The 16,995-nt window shown below is 72.5% G+C and carries 14 protein-coding genes; 8 read left to right on the top strand and 6 right to left on the bottom strand.

Features of this window, described 5'->3' with window-relative positions; translation table 11 throughout:
- Positions 1 to 116: 116 nt before the first annotated feature.
- Genes KG103_RS10025 through KG103_RS10010 form a run of 4 tightly spaced genes read right to left on the bottom strand, consistent with a single transcriptional unit; the run spans position 117 to position 4,307 of the window.
- A complete protein-coding gene (locus KG103_RS10025) occupies positions 117 to 932 on the bottom strand; it encodes an ABC transporter ATP-binding protein (RefSeq protein WP_207342165.1) in 816 nt (271 codons plus the stop codon).
- Positions 929 to 1,876, bottom strand: coding sequence for an ABC transporter ATP-binding protein (locus KG103_RS10020; protein WP_207342166.1), 948 nt, complete (start codon positions 1,874 to 1,876; stop codon positions 929 to 931). The genes KG103_RS10025 and KG103_RS10020 overlap by 4 nt, the downstream gene beginning before the upstream one ends.
- Entirely contained in the window at positions 1,866 to 2,852 is a 987-nt protein-coding gene (locus KG103_RS10015; RefSeq protein WP_207342167.1) for a branched-chain amino acid ABC transporter permease, read from the bottom strand. Before KG103_RS10015 ends, KG103_RS10020 begins: the two co-directional genes overlap by 11 nt.
- 12 nt (positions 2,853 to 2,864) lie before the next feature.
- Positions 2,865 to 4,307 (bottom strand): ABC transporter permease subunit, encoded by a 1,443-nt coding sequence (locus KG103_RS10010; protein ID WP_249670537.1) that lies wholly within the window; start codon positions 4,305 to 4,307, stop codon positions 2,865 to 2,867.
- Positions 4,308 to 4,774: 467 nt separating this feature from the next.
- On the opposite strand from KG103_RS10010, the gene KG103_RS10005 reads away from it, so the two are divergent.
- On the top strand, positions 4,775 to 5,311 hold the full coding sequence (locus KG103_RS10005) for a GNAT family N-acetyltransferase (protein ID WP_249670536.1): 537 nt from the start codon (positions 4,775 to 4,777) through the stop codon (positions 5,309 to 5,311).
- Here KG103_RS10005 and KG103_RS10000 read toward each other — a convergent pair.
- On the bottom strand, positions 5,227 to 5,631 hold the full coding sequence (locus tag KG103_RS10000; protein WP_207342169.1) for a PaaI family thioesterase: 405 nt from the start codon (positions 5,629 to 5,631) through the stop codon (positions 5,227 to 5,229). The genes KG103_RS10005 and KG103_RS10000 overlap by 85 nt on opposite strands.
- Between KG103_RS10000 and polA the strand changes: the two genes are divergently transcribed.
- The 3 genes from polA to KG103_RS09985 all read left to right on the top strand — a co-directional run bounded on the left by polA (position 5,630) and on the right by KG103_RS09985 (position 10,575).
- Complete coding sequence (gene polA / locus KG103_RS09995) at positions 5,630 to 8,377, top strand: DNA polymerase I (protein ID WP_207342170.1); 2,748 nt, start codon at positions 5,630 to 5,632, stop codon at positions 8,375 to 8,377. The two genes, KG103_RS10000 and polA, sit on opposite strands and share 2 nt — an antisense overlap.
- A 168-nt stretch (positions 8,378 to 8,545) precedes the next feature.
- Positions 8,546 to 8,917: a DUF485 domain-containing protein gene (locus tag KG103_RS09990; RefSeq protein WP_207342171.1), complete on the top strand. Its 372-nt coding sequence runs from the start codon at positions 8,546 to 8,548 to the stop codon at positions 8,915 to 8,917.
- Positions 8,914 to 10,575 (top strand): solute symporter family protein, encoded by a 1,662-nt coding sequence (locus KG103_RS09985; protein ID WP_207342172.1) that lies wholly within the window; start codon positions 8,914 to 8,916, stop codon positions 10,573 to 10,575. The genes KG103_RS09990 and KG103_RS09985 overlap by 4 nt, the downstream gene beginning before the upstream one ends.
- Positions 10,576 to 10,579: 4 nt before the next feature.
- Here the strand turns inward: KG103_RS09985 and KG103_RS09980 are convergent, their stop codons facing one another.
- Positions 10,580 to 11,407 (bottom strand): class I SAM-dependent methyltransferase, encoded by an 828-nt coding sequence (locus tag KG103_RS09980; RefSeq protein WP_207342173.1) that lies wholly within the window; start codon positions 11,405 to 11,407, stop codon positions 10,580 to 10,582.
- A 143-nt stretch (positions 11,408 to 11,550) separates the two neighbouring features.
- On the opposite strand from KG103_RS09980, the gene KG103_RS09975 reads away from it, so the two are divergent.
- From KG103_RS09975 to KG103_RS09960, 4 genes are read left to right on the top strand one after another with little or no spacing between them, the layout of a single operon-like run.
- Positions 11,551 to 13,200, top strand: coding sequence for an ABC transporter substrate-binding protein (locus KG103_RS09975; protein ID WP_207342286.1), 1,650 nt, complete (start codon positions 11,551 to 11,553; stop codon positions 13,198 to 13,200).
- 16 nt (positions 13,201 to 13,216) lie between these two features.
- Positions 13,217 to 14,221 carry an ABC transporter permease gene (locus tag KG103_RS09970; RefSeq protein ID WP_207342174.1) on the top strand — a complete coding sequence of 335 codons (1,005 nt, stop codon included), beginning with the start codon at positions 13,217 to 13,219 and terminating at the stop codon, positions 14,219 to 14,221.
- The gene (locus KG103_RS09965; protein ID WP_207342175.1) at positions 14,218 to 15,156 is read left to right on the top strand and encodes an ABC transporter permease; all 939 of its coding nucleotides are present in this window, start codon (positions 14,218 to 14,220) and stop codon (positions 15,154 to 15,156) included. The genes KG103_RS09970 and KG103_RS09965 overlap by 4 nt, the downstream gene beginning before the upstream one ends.
- Positions 15,153 to 16,946 carry an ABC transporter ATP-binding protein gene (locus KG103_RS09960; protein ID WP_207342176.1) on the top strand — a complete coding sequence of 598 codons (1,794 nt, stop codon included), beginning with the start codon at positions 15,153 to 15,155 and terminating at the stop codon, positions 16,944 to 16,946. The genes KG103_RS09965 and KG103_RS09960 overlap by 4 nt, the downstream gene beginning before the upstream one ends.
- The last annotated feature ends 49 nt before the right edge of the window (positions 16,947 to 16,995 follow it).

Here is a 16,995-nt window from a genome sequence, read left to right as displayed (position 1 = left end):
GGCTCGCGTCGAGCGGGCACGAGCCGGCGTCGCACCGCGCCGCGGCACCACGACGTCCCTGACGGCCCGACCGGTCGCCGGCCCACCGAGGACCCGCCTGCCAGCGGGTGCGGCGGTCAGGCCCCGGACTCGCGCGTCTCCCGCTCGACGGCACGCGCGGCGTCCACGTCCGTCGCGAGGGTCCCCAGGTACAGCTCGATGACCTTCGGGTCGTGCATGAGCTCGCGGCCGGGCCCCGAGTAGGCGTTGCGGCCCTGGTCCAGCACGTACGCCCGGTCGCAGATCTGCAGCGCGCGGCGTGCGTTCTGCTCGACGATCACGACCGACACCCCGGCCTTGTTGATGCGCCGGGTGCGCAGGAACGCCTCGTCCTGCCGCACGGGGGACAGGCCCGCGGAGGGCTCGTCCAGCAGGAGCACCGACGGCTCGGGCATGAGGGCGCGCGCCATGGCGACCATCTGCCGCTCGCCGCCGGACAGGGCGCCCGCCCGCTGCTTGCGCCGGTGCGTCAGCTCCGGGAACAGGTCGAGGACCACCTCGAGCCGCTCGGAGAACTTCTGGGGCGCCTGGTACACGCCCATCTGCAGGTTCTCCTCGATGGTCAGGCTGGGGAAGACGTTGTTGGTCTGCGGGACGAAGCCGACACCGCGGCCCACCAGTGCGTCGGCGCGCAGGTTGGTGATGTCCTCGCCCTTGAGGGTCAGCCCGCCCTCGCGGATGCTCACCAGACCGAACAGCGCCTTGAGCAGCGTCGACTTCCCGGCCCCGTTGGGCCCGATGATGCCGACGAGCTCCCCGGGGTGCAGGACGAGCGAGCACTCCTGGAGGATGTTCACCCCGGGCAGGTAGCCGGCGACGAGCCGGTCCGCGTGCAGGAGCGGCTCACCCTCGGGGGCGCCGCGGTGCAGCGCCGGTGCGGCGGTCTCGGTCACGGTGCCTTCTCCTCGGGGGACGTGGTGACCTCGGCGGCCGCCTCGGCGTCGGCCTCGGCGTCGATCACGCTGCCCTCGTCGAGCAGGGTGTCGTCACCGAGGTCCATGTCGTGGTGGGCGCCGAGGTACGCGTCGATGACGGCCTGGTCGGCCATGACCTCCGAGGGCGGACCCTCCGCCACGACCTGGCCCTGCGCCATCACCACGACCCAGTCGGAGATGTGCCGCACCATGTGCATGTCGTGCTCGACGAACAGCACGGTCGTCCCCGTGTCACGCAGGTCGGTGATGTGGCCGAGCAGCGACTGGGTCAGCGCCGGGTTCACGCCCGCCATGGGCTCGTCGAGCATGACGAGCGTCGGGTCGGACATGAGCGCCCTGGCCATCTCGAGCAGCTTGCGCTGCCCACCGGACAGGGACCCGGCGAAGTCGTCCTTCTTGGCGTCGAGCTTGAAGCGCTCCAGCAGGGTCATCGCCTTGTCGGTGATCTCCCGCTCGCGGGGCGCCCACAGCGGCTTGACGAGGGCTGTGAACAGACCCTCGCCGGGCTGCGACCGCGCGCCGAGGCGCATGTTGTCCAGCACCGTCATGCGCGCCAGCGCCTTGGTCAGCTGGAACGTGCGCACCATGCCCGTCTTCGCGACCCGGGACGCGGCCACCCCGGCCAGGGGGGTGCCGTCGAAGTCCCAGCGGCCCGCGTCGGGCTTGTCGAAACCGGTCATGAGGTTGAAGAACGTGGTCTTGCCGGCGCCGTTCGGTCCGATGAGGGCCGTGATGACGTGCCGCTGGACCTCGAGGTGCTCGACGTCGACGGCGTTCACGCCACCGAAGCTGCGTCGCACGCCGTCGGCGACGAGCATCGCGTCGGCCTTCGGGGCGCCGGGGACGCGGGGGACGGGGGCGAGGTCGCGCCTCGCCTGCTGGACGACCTCGTCAACGGGCATTGATCGCCAGCTCCTTCTTGTCGCCCAGGATGCCCTGGGGTCGGAAGACGATGAGCGCCATCAGCGTCAGTCCGACGAGGACCCAGCCGATCTGCTCGATCTGCTGCACCGAGAGCGTGTCGGGGGGGATGACGCCCCGCAGGAACCCCCGCACGAAGACGAGCGACGCCCAGAACAGCAACGAGCCCAGCACGGGTCCCAGGACGGTGGCAGCGCCTCCCAGCAGCAGGATGGTCCAGGTGTTGAAGGTCACCGGGCGTCCCAGGGAGTCGGCCTGCACCGAGCTGGCCAGGACGAACACCACACCGCCCAGCGCACCGAAGACCCCGCCGAGCACCAGCGCCTGCAGCTTGTAGCCGTAGACGTTCTTGCCCAGTGCCCGCACCGCGTCCTCGTCCTCACGGATGCCCTTGAGCACGCGGCCCCACGGGCTGCGCACGAGACGCCACACGAGCAGGCACGCCAGCAGGACCAGGCCCCAGCCGACGATGCGCAGCCACCAGGAGTTGGACGTGTTCGTCGCCAGCGTGATCGGGCCGAGCGTCCATCGCGCGTCGGGGAACGGTGACGCGTCCTGGAACGCCGCCTTGAAGGAGTTGCCGGTCAGTCCCTCCGCGCCACCCGTCAGCTCGGTGAGCGCGGTCGACCGCCCGATCATGCGGACGATCTCGGCCGCCGCGATGGTGACGATGGCCAGGTAGTCGCCCCGCAGCTTGAGGGTGGGCAGCCCCAGGAGCAGGGCGAACAGGACCGCCGCCACGATCGCGACGAGGAACGCCAGCCACACCGGCGCGCCCTGGATGGTGGAGATGGCGAAGCCGTAGGCCCCGAGCAGCATGAACCCGGCCTGACCCATGTTGATGAGGCCGGTGAGCCCGAAGTGGATGTTCAGCCCGATCGCGGCGAGCGCGTAGGCGATCGCCGTCGGGCCGAGCATCTCGGTGAGGACGTTGGTGGCCAGTTGTCCGAAGTCCATGGCGATCTCCCGCTAGCCGATGCGCTCGGCGCGCCCGAGGATGCCCTGCGGTCGCACCAGCAGGACGAGGATGAGGATGACGAGCGCGCTCGCGTAGCGCATGTCGTTGGGCAGGACGATCGTCGACAGTTCCACCACGAGCCCGATGACCAGGGCCCCGATGACGGCGCCGAGCGGTGAGCCCAGCCCGCCGAGCGTGATGGCTGCGAACATCAGCAGCAGGAGGGTCGAGCCGAAGTTGAAACGGGTCGTGTTGAGGTAGAGCGACAGCAGCACCCCGCCCAGCGAGGCGAGCGCGGCCGAGACCACCCACACCCGGCTGATGACGGACTCCACCCTGATGCCGGTCGCCGCAGCGAGTGCGGGGTTGTCCGACACCGCCCGCGTCGCGCGTCCCATCCGGGTGCGGGCCAGGACGAAGGCGACCAGGGTGAGCACCACGACGGCGATGCCGACCGACACCAGCGACTGCGCGGAGATCTGCACCGGGCCGAGCTGCATGCGCTGGGAGATGGCCGACACCACGGGCTTGGGCTGCGCGCTGAAGAAGAAGAGGTACGCGGACACCAGCGCGAGCGACAGACCGATCGTGACGATCATCTGCTGGGTGATCCCGACGCCGCGCCGTCGCAGCGGGCGGAACAGGAACCGGTTGAGGAACCAGCCCAGGAGCGCGCCGGCGGCGGTGGCCAGGACGATGGCCAGCCACAGCGGCAGGTGCGCGCGCTGCACGGCGAGGAACGCGACCATGCCGCCGAGGGTCACCAGCTCACCGTGCGCGAAGTTCGACAGCCCCGTGGTGCCGTAGATGAGGTTGGCGCCGAGCGCCGCGAGCGCCAGCAGCAGGCCGAACACGGTCCCGGCCAGCAGGAGCTGGGCGTAGCGGTTCGTGCCGGGCGCGGCGGACGCCTCCGCGCTCGACTCGGCCTCGGCTCCCGCCTCGGCGTCGCCGGCCGCGGCGTCGGCGTCCTCCGGCGTCGCCGTCGCACCGGCGTCGTCCGTCGGCGTCGCCTCGGCGCCGGCCTCGGCCCCGGGCGGCAGCAGCTGCACGATCCGTCCGGCGGCACGTCCGAGCGCGACCGTGACGGTCGCGGGGTTGGCCGCCGGGTCCTTCAGCGTCGTGCCCGCCGGCAGGGTCGCCTCGTCCACCGTGACCGTGTAGTCGCCGGCGGCCGTGAGCGCGACCGACGCCTTCCCGGCGTCGTCCGTGGTCGCCTGGACCGGCTCGCCCTCGCCCTCCACGGTCAGGCCGACACCCGCCGCGGGTCCGGTGCCGGGCACCGTCACGGTCACGTTGAGGCACGCCGTGGCGTCGTCGGGACTGCAGGGGGCGGTCGCCGCGTGCGCCGGTCCGACGACGACGAGCGTCGACAGGGCGGTGAGGAGTGCCAGCAGCAGGCCGGCGGCTCCTCGACGCAGGGCGACGGATCGGTCCCGGCACGCGACTGCTCGCACGTCTGACCTCCGTCCTGGTGGGTCGGGCGCTGACGCCTCGGCGCCGCACGGTGGGATGGGCCCTCGCCCACGGTCAGCAGACGATAGGCAGGGATTGTGTCCTGTTCATTACGTATGCGCGAGGGTTGCCTACCGATCGGTAGTGAATCGCGACCGATCGGCGCGGCCGCGGCGGCCGGTCCCGGTGCTTTCGTCCCGGTTCACCGGGCTGGGGTGGATGCTCCCCCTAGGCAGACGTCGTCCGGTGGGCCATGATCGGTGCAGGGCGCACGGGCCGGGGGACGGTGCGCCAGGAGTCACGACCTCGTCCCGGGAGGCCCGCAGTGCGGCCAGGTGTACACGTCCGACCCGCCTCGTCGACGGACATCGAGGATCTCGTCGATCTCTGCCTGCAGGCGCGGAACGAGTCGGGTCTCGGTCGCCAGCTCTGCTCCGACGACCGCGAGCGCCTGAGCGCGCACCTCTCCGTGCTCGGTTCGGTGCAGGACGGGGTCGTGCTGGTCGCGACGTGCGACGGCGAGCCCGCGGGCATGGCCCTGTGCCGGCTGCTGGGGCCCGGGCTGCTGTCCGACGCGACGGTCCTCAGCCTGGACGCCGTGTACGTCCGGCCGCAGTCCCGCCGCCGGGGCCTGGGCCACGCGATGCTCCAGGCGGCCGCGGAGGTCGCCGAGGCGGCGGGTGCGACCGACGTCTACGCGGCGCCGCTGCCGGGGTCGCGCGGCATGCAACGCTTCCTGGCCCGGCTCGGGTTCGCCCCCGCGGCCGCGCACCGCGTCGTCAGCACCCCCGCCCTGCAGCGACGGCTCGCGCAGGACGTGCCGGTGACGGCCCGCCGGCCGGCGTCCCGGGGGCTCGAGGACCTCATCGAGCGGCGGCGACGGGCCCGCGCCCGTGCGGCCGGGGACGACGAGCGAGCCCGTCAGGCCGGGGCGTCGATGAGCATGCAGGTCAGGCGTGCGGTGCAGAGCCGCCGACCCTCGTCGTCCTCCACGACGACCTCGTAGGTCGCCAGCGACCGGCCGCGGTGCAGGGCGCGCGCGGTGCCGACGACCGTGCCGGCGCGCGCGGAGCGGTGGTGCGTGGCGTTGAGCTCGATGCCGACCGCCGCGCGACCCGCCCCGGCGTGGGCCGTCGCGGCCAGCGAGCCGAGGGTCTCGGCCAACGTCGCCGACGCACCCCCGTGCAGCAGGCCGTAGGGCTGGGTGTTGCCGCTGACCGGCATGGTGCCGGTCGCGCCGTCCGCGTCGACGTGCGTGATCTCGATGCCCATGCGGTGCAGGAGGGTGTCGACGGTCGGCGGGAGGGTGAAGGGGGTGTCGGACATGGCAGATAGGTTGGCACCCGTGAGTGCCGACCAGCCAACGACCCCCGGTTCGACGACCCCGCGACTGCTCCTCATCGACGGCCACTCGATGGCGTACCGCGCGTTCTACGCGCTGCCGGTGGAGAACTTCGCGACCTCGACGGGTCAGCCGACGAACGCCGTGTTCGGGTTCACCTCGATGCTCGCCAACCTGCTGCGGGACGAGGAGCCGACGCACGTGGCGGTCGCGTTCGACGCCGGCCGGACGACGTTCCGCACCGAGCGGCTGGAGTCGTACAAGGGCAACCGCGCCGCCACGCCCGAGCCGTTCCGCGGTCAGGTCGACATCATCAAGGACCTCCTGGCGACCATGCACGTGCAGGTCCTGGAGAAGCCGGGGTTCGAGGCGGACGACATCCTCGCCACGCTGACCGCGCGGGCCCGCGACCAGGGCATGCACGTGGCGATCTGCTCGGGCGACCGCGACTCGTTCCAGCTGGTGGGCCCGACCGTCACCGTGCTGTACCCGGTGCGCGGGGTGTCCGAGATGGCGCGCATGACGCCGGAGGCGGTCGAGGCGAAGTACGGGGTGCCGCCCGCGCGGTACCCGGACCTGGCGGCGCTCGTCGGGGAGACCAGCGACAACCTGCCGGGCGTCCCGGGCGTCGGCCCCAAGACCGCGGCCAAGTGGATCGGCCTTTACGACGGGCTGGCGGGCGTGCTGGCCAACGCCGAGCGCATCACCGGCAAGGCCGGGGAGTCGCTGCGGGCGAACCTCGAGCAGGTCGCGCTCAACCGTGAGCTCAACCACCTGCTCGACGACCTCGAGCTGCCGGTCGGCCCCGAGGACCTCGCCGTCCGCCCGTGGGACCGGGCCGCGCTGCACGAGATCCTCGACGGCCTGGAGTTCCGGACGCTGCGCGACCGGCTGTTCGCGATGCTGCCCGACGACACCCGTGACGAGCGCGTCGCCACGGCCGCGGCGCTCGATCTGGTCGAGACCGGCGTCGGCGGCCTGGGCGCCTGGCTCGACGCGCGTGCCGACGACGTCCTGGGGCTCGACGTCCGGGGGACCGGTGCCCCGGCGCGGGGTGACGCCTGGGGCGTGGCGATCGCCGACGGCGACGGTCAGGCCGTCGCCTACGACCTCACGGCGATCGACCCCGTGGACGACGCCGCGCTCGCGGCCTGGTTGGCGGACCCGTCGCGGCGCAAGGCCCTGCACGCCGCGAAGGAGGCCTGGCACGCGCTGGAGGGGCGTGGCCTGCCGCTGCGCGGTGTCACCTTCGACACCGAGCTCGCGGCGTACCTGTGCCAGCCGGACCGCCGCGCGTACGACCTGTCGGACCTCGCGATCGGCTACCTGCACCGCGAGCTGGTCGCAGCGGACGACTCCTCGGCCGGCCAGGGGGCGCTCGACCTGGAGGTGGACGGGGCTGACGAGGGGCGTCGGGCGGCCGTCCGCGCCGCCGCCGTGCGCGACCTCGTCGACGTGCTGGGGGGCGAGGTCGCCGACCGGGGCGCAGGGATGCTCCTGTCCGACATCGAGCTGCCGCTGCAGGACGTGCTGGCCCGCATGGAGCGCACCGGGATCGCGGTGGACCGCGAGGACCTGGCGTCGCTGGAGCGGGAGTTCGACGCGCAGGTGCAGGACGCGGCGGCGGAGGCCTACGCCGTCATCGGGCGCGAGGTGAACCTCGGGTCGCCCAAGCAGCTCCAGGAGGTGCTGTTCGACCAGCTGGGGATGCCGAAGACCAAGCGGATCAAGACCGGCTGGACGACCGACGCGGCGTCACTCACCGACCTGTTCGCCCGCACGGGGCACCCGTTCCTCGAGCACCTGCTCGCGCACCGTGACGCCATCCGGCTGCGCCAGACGGTCGAGGGGCTGCTGCGCTCGGTCGGTGACGACGGTCGCATCCACACGACGTTCCAGCAGACCATCGCCGCCACCGGACGCCTGTCCTCGGCGGACCCCAACCTGCAGAACATCCCCATCCGGACCGACGCCGGGCGTCAGATCCGGCGCACGTTCGTCGTCGGGCCGGGGTACGACACGCTGCTGACGGCCGACTACTCGCAGATCGAGATGCGCATCATGGCGCACCTGTCCGGCGACGAGGGGCTCATCGAGGCCTTCCGCTCGGGTGAGGACCTGCACAGCTACGTCGGCTCCCGCGTCTTCGGCGTGCCCACGGACGAGGTCACGCCCGCGATGCGCTCGAAGATCAAGGCCATGAGCTACGGGCTGGCGTACGGGCTGTCGTCCTACGGGCTGTCCCAGCAGCTGTCGATCGAGGTGTCCGAGGCGTCCGCGCTCATGGCCGACTACTTCGAGCGGTTCGGCGGGGTGCGCGACTACCTGACCAGCGTCGTGGACCGGGCCCGGGCGACCGGGTACACCGCGACGGTGCTGGGCCGCCGCCGCTACCTGCCGGACCTCACGAGCGACAACCGGCAGCGCCGCGAGACGGCCGAGCGGATGGCGCTCAACGCGCCGATCCAGGGCAGCGCGGCCGACCTCATCAAGGTCGCGATGCTGGGGGTGGACGGCGAGCTCACGCGGCGCGGGCTGCGTTCGCGGCTGCTCCTGCAGGTGCACGACGAGCTGGTGCTCGAGGTCGCCGCGGGGGAGCGCGACGAGGTGGAGGCGCTGGTGCGCGACCAGATGGGCCGCGCAGGCGACGGCCTGCCCGACGGGCCCCTGGACGTCCCCCTGGACGTCTCGGTCGGCGTCGGGGCCAGCTGGCACGCCGCCGGGCACTGACCGCAGGCGCCCCGGGCGGGCCCGCGATGTCACCGGTCCGTGTGACCCTCGTCGCGGTCCGCGACACGCGGACGAAGTTTCGTGCCCCGATGTCTGGATTCCGTGGGGTGATGTGCGCCACAGTGTCCACCTGGCGGCGACGGGGCCGCCCGGGCAGCGGAGGTGCATGTGTCCCAGAGTCAGACGGAGACCGACTACCAGCGCGTTCAACGATCGCCGGAGTTCCAGGACCTGCGGCGCAGGTTCCGCAACTTCGTGTTCCCGATGACCGCGCTGTTCCTGGCGTGGTACTTCCTGTACGTCCTGCTCGCGAACTACGCCCACGCGTTCATGAGCCAGCGGGTCGTCGGCACGATCACGGTGGGGCTGCTCCTCGGGCTCGGGCAGTTCGTCTCCACGTTCGCCATCACGATGGCCTACGCGCGCTGGGCGAACCAGAAGCAGGACGCGGTCGCGGAGAACCTTCGCGAGCACATCGAGTCCGGTGCCCTCATCGACGGCGCGGCCCCGGCCCGCCCCGCGGACGGGAGCCGCGCATGATCGCCGCCGGTGCACCCGTGGCCGCCGCTGCCGCCGACGGCGGCCAGGTCGGCGATCCCGTCGTCAACATCGCCATCTTCGGGGCGTTCGTCCTGGTGACCCTGGTGATCGTGTTCCGGGCGTCACGCAACAACAAGAGTGCCGCGGACTACTACGCGGCCGGCCGGTCCTTCACGGGGCCGCAGAACGGGACGGCGATCGCGGGGGACTACCTGTCCGCGGCGTCGTTCCTGGGCATCTGCGGTGCCATCGCCATCTACGGGTACGACGGCTTCCTGTACTCGATCGGGTTCCTGGTCGCCTGGCTCGTGGCGCTCCTGCTGGTCGCCGAGCTGCTGCGCAACACCGGGCGCTTCACGATGGCCGACGTGCTGTCGTTCCGGCTGAAGCAGCGTCCGGTGCGGCTCGCCGCGGCGCTGTCGACGCTCGCCGTCGTGTTCTTCTACCTGCTGGCGCAGATGGCGGGGGCGGGTGGTCTCGTCGCTCTGCTGCTGGGCATCGACGGTCCCGCGGGGCAGGCGCTCGTGATCGCCGTGGTCGGCGCGCTGATGATCCTCTACGTCCTCGTCGGCGGCATGAAGGGCACCACGTGGGTGCAGATCATCAAGGCGATCCTGCTGATCGCCGGCGCGGGCCTCATGACCGTGTGGGTCCTCGCGCGGTTCGGCTTCGACCTGTCGGCGGTGCTCCAGGGAGCGATCGACGCCGCGGGCGAGGGCGGTGAGACGCTCGTCGAGCCCGGCCGGCAGTACGGGGCCACGGCGCTGACGCAGCTCAACTTCCTGTCCCTCGCGCTGGCGCTCGTGCTCGGGACCGCCGGTCTGCCGCACGTCCTCATGCGCTTCTACACCGTGCCGTCCGCCAAGGAGGCGCGTCGGTCGGTGGTGTGGGCGATCTGGCTCATCGGCATCTTCTACCTGTTCACGCTCGTCCTCGGCTACGGTGCCGGCGCGCTGGTCGGGCCGGAGACGATCATGTCGTCGCCCGGCAAGGCGAACTCCGCGGCGCCGCTGCTCGCGTACGAGCTGGGCGGGGTGTTCCTGCTCGGCATCATCTCCGCGGTGGCGTTCGCGACCATCCTCGCGGTCGTCGCGGGCCTGACGATCACCGCTGCCGCGTCGTTCGCGCACGACATCTACGCGTCGGTCATCAAGCAGGGCCAGGTGGCGCCGGACGGCGAGGTGCGCGTCGCACGCATCACCGTCCTGGTGATCGGGGCACTGGCGATCGTGGGCGGGATCTTCGCGAACGGTCAGAACGTGGCGTTCCTCGTGGCGCTGGCGTTCGCGGTCGCGGCCTCGGCGAACCTGCCGACGATCCTGTACTCGCTGTTCTGGAAGCGGTTCAACACGTCCGGCGCGCTGTGGAGCATGTACGGCGGGCTCGTCTCGTGCATCGTGCTCATCGCCTTCTCGCCGGTGGTGTCCGGCAAGGTCGACCCGATCACGGGCGACAGCCTGTCGATGATCCGCGACACGTCGGTGGACTTCGCGATCTTCCCGCTGGAGAACCCGGGGATCGTCTCGATCCCGCTCGCGTTCCTGCTCGGGATCGTCGGGACGCTGCTGTCGAAGGAGCAGCCGCACCCGGAGAAGTTCGCCGAGATGGAGGTGCGCTCGCTCACCGGGGCCGGCGCCGAGAAGGCGACCAGCCACTGACGGGTCAGGCAGGGGGCCGGTGCGCCCGCACGATGAGCGTCCCGGGCAACCGGGCGCCGCGCACCGGCCCCCAGCCTCCCCACACGCGGTGGTGGCCCGCGGGCCACTCGGGCTCCAGGAGCCCGTCGACCACCAGCCCGGCGCCGACGACGTCGCCCACGTGGTCGGCCAGGGTCCTGTGGTACTCGGCGTACAGCACGCGCCCGTCCGCAGCCTGCTCGACGTAGGGCCGTCGGTCGAAGTAGGACCGGGTGGCCGTGAGCCCACCCTCACCGGGGTCGTCGGGGAAGGCCCAGCGCACCGGGTGGGTGACCGAGAAGACCCAGCGGCCGCCCGGGCGCAGCACCCGGGCGACCTCGGCGTGCACGCGGGCGGCGTCGGGCACGAACGGCAGCGCACCGAACGCGGTGAACGCGACGTCGAACGACGCGGACGCGAACGGCAGGGCACGGGCGTCGGCCTGCACGAGCGGCGTCCGGGTGCCCGTCTGCGCGTCGAGCCGCCGTGCTGCCGCGAGCATGCCCGCGGACACGTCGGTCGCGACCCCGTCGGCGCCGGCCTGCGTGCGCAGCCAGCGCGTCCCCTGGGCCGCCCCGGCACCGAGCTCCAGGACCCGGGCGCCGCGGACGTCGCCGAGCAGGTGCGCGTCCGACTCCCGCAGCCCTTCGGGGCACCACAGCAGGTCGGCGGGGCCGAGGAACGCGCCGTGCTCGTCGAGGTACTCCTGCGCGTTGGCGTCCCACCACCCGCGGGCGGCGCGTCCGCCCTGATCGTCCGGGACGTCCAGGTATCCGGCAGCGGCCAGCGCGTCGTCCGGCGATTCCTCCGACATCCTGCCAGTCTGTCCGATGCCGAATCCGTACCGGTGCGTAACACGCGCGTGACACGGCGCCCCTAGCGTCTGCCGGGTCCCGGGCGGCGTGGTGCACAACCAGGCCCTGACGAGAGGTGGCTGCAGTGAGGACCAGATGGCAGATGGTGGCCGGAGGGCTGGTGGTGGGGCTCGCCCTGACCGCGTGCGCCGCCAGCGACCGCGACACCGGTGGCGACGACGGCGCGACGGACGGAGGGCGTGACACCTTCATCTTCGCGGCGTCCGGCGACCCGTCCTCGCTCGACCCGGCCTTCGCCAGCGACGGCGAGTCGTTCCGCGTGGCGCGCCAGATCTTCGAGGGCCTGGTCGGCGTCGAGCCCGGCACGGCAGACCCCGCGCCCCTGCTCGCGGAGTCGTGGGAGGTCAGCGACGACGGCCTGGAGTACACGTTCGAGCTCAAGGAGGGCGTGACCTTCCACGACGGCACCGACTTCGACGGCGACGCGGTGTGCGCCAACTTCGAGCGCTGGAACAACTTCACCGGTGTCCTGCAGTCGGAGTCGCTCTCCTACTACTGGCAGAAGGTCAACGGCGGGTTCGCGAGCAGCGACGTCGAGAGCCTGAACGGCACCGGCAAGTACGAGTCGTGCGAGGCGCCCGACGCCGGCACCGCCGTGATCCACCTGCGCAGCCCGCTGCCGGAGCTGGTCTCGGCCCTGTCCCTGCCCGCGTTCGCCATGCAGTCGCCCACGGCGCTCGAGGAGTACGACGCGGACGGCGTGAGCGGCGACGGCGAGGCGCCGGTGCTGCCCGAGTACGCCACCGGGCACCCCACCGGCACCGGGCCCTTCGTGTTCGAGTCCTGGAGCCCGGGCGAGGAGGTCGTGCTCAGCGCCTACGACGACTACTGGGGCGAGCAGGGTCAGGTCCGGCGGGTCGTCTTCCCGATCATCTCGGACGCGACCGCGCGACGGCAGGCGCTGCAGGCCGGCGACATCGACGGGTACGACCTCGTCGGCCCCGCCGACGTGGTGGCCCTCGAGGAGGCAGGCTTCCAGATCGTCAACCGTGAGCCCTTCAACGTGCTGTACCTCGGCATGAACCAGGCCAACCCGGACCTGGCCGACGTGCGGGTCCGGCAGGCGATCGCGCACGCGATCAACAAGGAGGCGCTCGTCGCCCAGACGCTGCCCGAGGGCACCGAGGTCGCGACGAACTTCGTGCCGCCGTCGGTCGCCGGCTGGAACGCCGACGTCGCGACCTACGAGTACGACCCGGACAAGGCGCGCTCCCTGCTCGCCGAGGCCGGGAAGTCGGCGCTCACGATCGACTTCAACTACCCGACCAACGTGTCGCGGCCCTACATGCCGACGCCGGAGCAGGTGTTCACGGCGATCGAGGCGGACCTCGAGGCCGTCGGCATCACGGTCAACGCGGTGCCGGACCCGTGGAACCCGGAGTACCTCGACCGGATCCAGGGCGGCGCCGACCACGGGCTGCACCTGCTCGGGTGGACCGGCGACTACAACGACACCTACAACTTCATCGGCGTCTTCTTCGGCGGCACGTCGAACGAGTGGGGCTTCGACAACCCCGAGCTGTTCACGGCGATCAACGACGCGCGGTACGTCGCGGACCTCGACGCCCAGACCGAGGCGTACGAGGCGGCCAACGCGGCCATCCTCGACTTCCTGCCGGGCGTCCCGCTGGCCCACCCGGTGCCGTCGCTCGCGTTCAAGGCCGACGTCCAGGGCTACCCGGCGTCGCCGGTCCAGGACGAGGTCTACAACGTGATCACCCTGGGCGACTGAGGAGCTGCTCGACCCGATGACCCGACTGATCCTGCGGCGCCTCGCGCTGCTCGTCCCGACCCTGCTCGGGCTGTCGGTGCTGCTGTTCCTGTGGGTGCGTGCTCTCCCGGGGGGGCCGGCGACGGCCCTCCTGGGGGAGCGCGCGACCCCGGACGCCGTGGCACGCATCAACCAGCTCTACGGGTTCGACCGACCGCTGCCCCAGCAGTACGTGACCTGGCTGGGTCAGCTCCTGCAGGGCAACTTCGGCGTGTCGACCCGCACGGGGCGGCCCGTCCTCGACGAGTTCGTGGCCCGGTTCCCCGCGACGATCGAGCTGTCGCTCGTCGCGCTGCTCGTCGCCGTCGGCGTGGGCGTCCCGCTGGGCTACGTGGCGGCCCGACGCCAGGGTCGGCTCGTCGACCACGCCGCGGTCGTGAGCTCGCTGCTCGGCGTGACGATCCCCGTCTTCTTCCTGGCGTTCCTGCTGAAGTGGCTGTTCGCCGTACAGCTCGGCTGGTTCCCGTCCGCCGGGCGGCAGGACCCCGCCATGGTGGCGACGCACCCGACCGGGTTCTACGTGCTCGACGGGGTCGCGACCCGCGAGTGGGACGCGAGCTGGGACGCCCTGATGCACCTCGTGCTGCCGGCCCTCGCGCTGGGCACCATCCCGCTGGCGATCATCGCCCGGATCACCCGCGCGTCGGTGATCGACGTGCAGCACGCCGACTACGTCCGCACCGCCCGCGCCAAGGGGCTCGCGCCCTCCCACGTGCGCGGGCGCGTGATCCTGCACAACGCGATGCTGCCCGTCTCGACCACCATCGGCCTGCAGATCGGCCTGCTGCTGTCCGGCGCGGTGCTGACCGAGACCGTGTTCGCGTTCCCCGGCGTCGGCAAGTTCCTCGCCGACGCGGTGTTCAACCTCGACTACGCGGTGCTGCAGGGCTTCATCCTGCTCATCGCCGTGGTCTACGCCCTGGTGAACCTGGCGGTCGACGTGTCGTACGGCCTGATCGACCCGAGGATGAGGACCCGATGAGCGCACCCGAGGTCTACGAGGTCCCGCAGGCGCCGGTCGACGCCGGCGAGCTCGCGGAGGACCGCCGCGCGGGGGAGGCGCTGTGGCGCGTCGCGGCGCGTCGTCTGCTGCGCAACCCCGCGGCGATCCTCGGCGTCGTGATCGTCGTGGCGTTCCTGCTGGTGGCCCTGCTCGCCCCGGTGCTGGCGCCGTACGCGCCCGGTGCGCTGCCCGGCCGTGCCGACGTCCGCCCGACGTACATCCCCGGGCCGTCGGCCGCCCACCCGCTCGGCCTGGACCGGTACGGGGCCGACGTGCTGTCCCAGCTGATCTGGGGGGCGCGCGCCTCGCTGCTCATCGGTGTCCTGTCGACGCTGCTCGGGCTCGCGGGCGGCATGGTGCTCGGGGTGCTCGCAGGCGCGTTCGGCGGGTGGGTCGACTCGGCCGTCATGCGGCTGGTCGACCTCATGCTGGCCGTCCCCAGCCTGCTGCTCGCCGTGTCGATCGCCGCGGTGGCCGGGCAGACGCCCTCGTCGGTCGTCATCGCGATCGGCGTCGTCCAGGTGCCCGTGTTCGCGCGGCTGCTGCGGGGGTCGATGCTGGCCCAGAAGGGCCAGGACTACGTGCTGGCCGCCCGGTCCCTGGGCCTGTCACGGCGCACGGTCACCATGAGCCACGTCCTGCCCAACAGCGTGTCCCCGGTGATCGTGCAGGCCACGCTCCTGCTCGCGACGGCCGTCATCGAGGCGGCGGCGCTGTCGTTCCTCGGCCTGGGCGGCGGGTCGCCGACGACCGCCGAGTGGGGGCGCATGCTCGTGGCCGCGCAGAACGAGCTCGAGGTGGCACCACGGCTCGCGCTGTGGCCCGGCATCTGCATCTCCGTGACGGCCCTGGGCTTCACGTTGTTCGGCGAGGCGCTGCGTGAGGCCCTCGACCCGCGATCGAGGAGGCGATGAGCGTGACCGGCACACCGGAGCAGGAGGACGACCGGGGCGAGCCGCTGCTGCGCATCCGGGACCTCGAGGTCACGTTCCGCACGGAGTCCGGCACGGCCACCGCGGTGCGCGGCGTGTCGTTCGACGTCCACGCCGGCCAGACCGTGGCGGTCGTGGGGGAGTCCGGCTCGGGCAAGTCCACGACGGCCGCCGCCGTGATCGGGCTGCTCGCCGGCAACGGCTCCGTCACGGCGGGCTCGATCCTCTTCGAGGGCGAGGACCTCGTGGCGCTCGGGCCCGACGCGATGCACCGCGTCCGCGGCTCGCGCATCGGGATGGTGCCGCAGGACCCGATGTCGAACCTCAACCCGGTCCGCCGGGTCGGGTCCCAGGTGGACGAGACGCTCGAGGACAACGGCGTGCTGCGCGGCCGGGGCGTGCGCGCGCGCACGATCGAGCTCCTGGCCGAGGCCGGCCTGCCCGACGCGGAGCGGCGTGCGCAGCAGTACCCGCACGAGTTCTCGGGGGGCATGCGGCAGCGGGCGCTGATCGCCGTCGGCCTGGCCGCCCGGCCGCGTCTGCTCATCGCCGACGAGCCGACGTCGGCGCTCGACGTGACGGTGCAGCGCACGATCCTCGACGGGCTGACGGAGCTCACCGACCGGCTGGGCGTCGCGGTGCTGCTCATCACGCACGACCTGGGGCTGGCGGCGGAGCGCGCCGACCGGGTGGTCGTGATGTACCGCGGCGAGGTGGTCGAGGAGGGGGACGCGCACGCGATCCTCACGGCCCCGCAGCACGAGTACACGCGGCGGCTGCTCGCCGCGGCACCCTCCCTGACGTCGCGGCGCATCGAGCTCGCCCGTCACGGTGCCGACGTCCCCGTGCCCGTCGGTGCGGAGCCCGCCGCCGCGCGGACCGGCGAGCAGGAGGACGTCCGGCCCGCCGCGACCGGTCGCACCGCCGGGCCGGGAGCGTCGGCCCCGCACGGCGCCGAGGCTGCAGCGCCGCTCGTCGAGGTCGACCGCGTCAGCAAGGTGTTCCGGATCCGCGGCCGCGGGCTGCTCGGCCGGGGCGCGGACTTCACCGCGGTCGACGACGTGAGCCTGGTCATCCCCCGGGGGCGCACCGTGGCCGTGGTGGGGGAGTCCGGGTCCGGCAAGTCGACCGTCGCGCGGATGATGCTGGGGCTGCTGGCCCCGACGTCCGGCGCGATCCGGTTCGACGGTGTCGACGTGGCGCACCGCGACCGCTCCGCCGAGGTCGCGTTCCGGCGGCGGGTGCAGCCGATCTTCCAGGACCCGTACGCGTCCCTCGACCCGCTGTTCACGGTGTTCCGGACGATCGAGGAGCCGCTGCGGGCGCACCGCACCGGCGACCGCGCGCAGCGCCACGCGCGCGTCCGCGAGCTCATGGACCAGGTGGCGCTGCCCACCTCCCTGCTGTCGCGGTACCCGGCGGAGCTGTCGGGCGGGCAGCGCCAGCGGGTCGCGATCGCCCGCGCCCTGGCGCTCGAGCCCGAGCTCGTGGTGTGCGACGAGGCGGTCTCGGCGCTCGACGTCATCGTGCAGTCGCAGATCCTGCACCTGCTGGCCGGCCTGCAGGAGCGGCTCGGCCTGTCGTACCTGTTCATCAGCCACGACCTCGCCGTGGTGCGCCAGATCGCGGACGAGGTCTGCGTGATGCAGGAGGGACGGGTCGTGGAGAGCGGCACGGTGGACGACGTGTTCGACGCGCCGCGCACGGAGTACACCCGCACGCTGCTCGACGCGATCCCGGGGCGGGACCTCGACCTGGGGCGCAGCGCCTGACGCCCTACGCCCTGGTCGCGGGCTCCCACCGGGACCGAAGCCGCAGGGC

The organism is Cellulomonas wangleii, from assembly GCF_018388445.1.
Classification (GTDB): Bacteria; Actinomycetota; Actinomycetes; order Actinomycetales; family Cellulomonadaceae; genus Cellulomonas; species Cellulomonas wangleii.
This window is presented reverse-complemented; position numbering and strand designations above follow the sequence as displayed.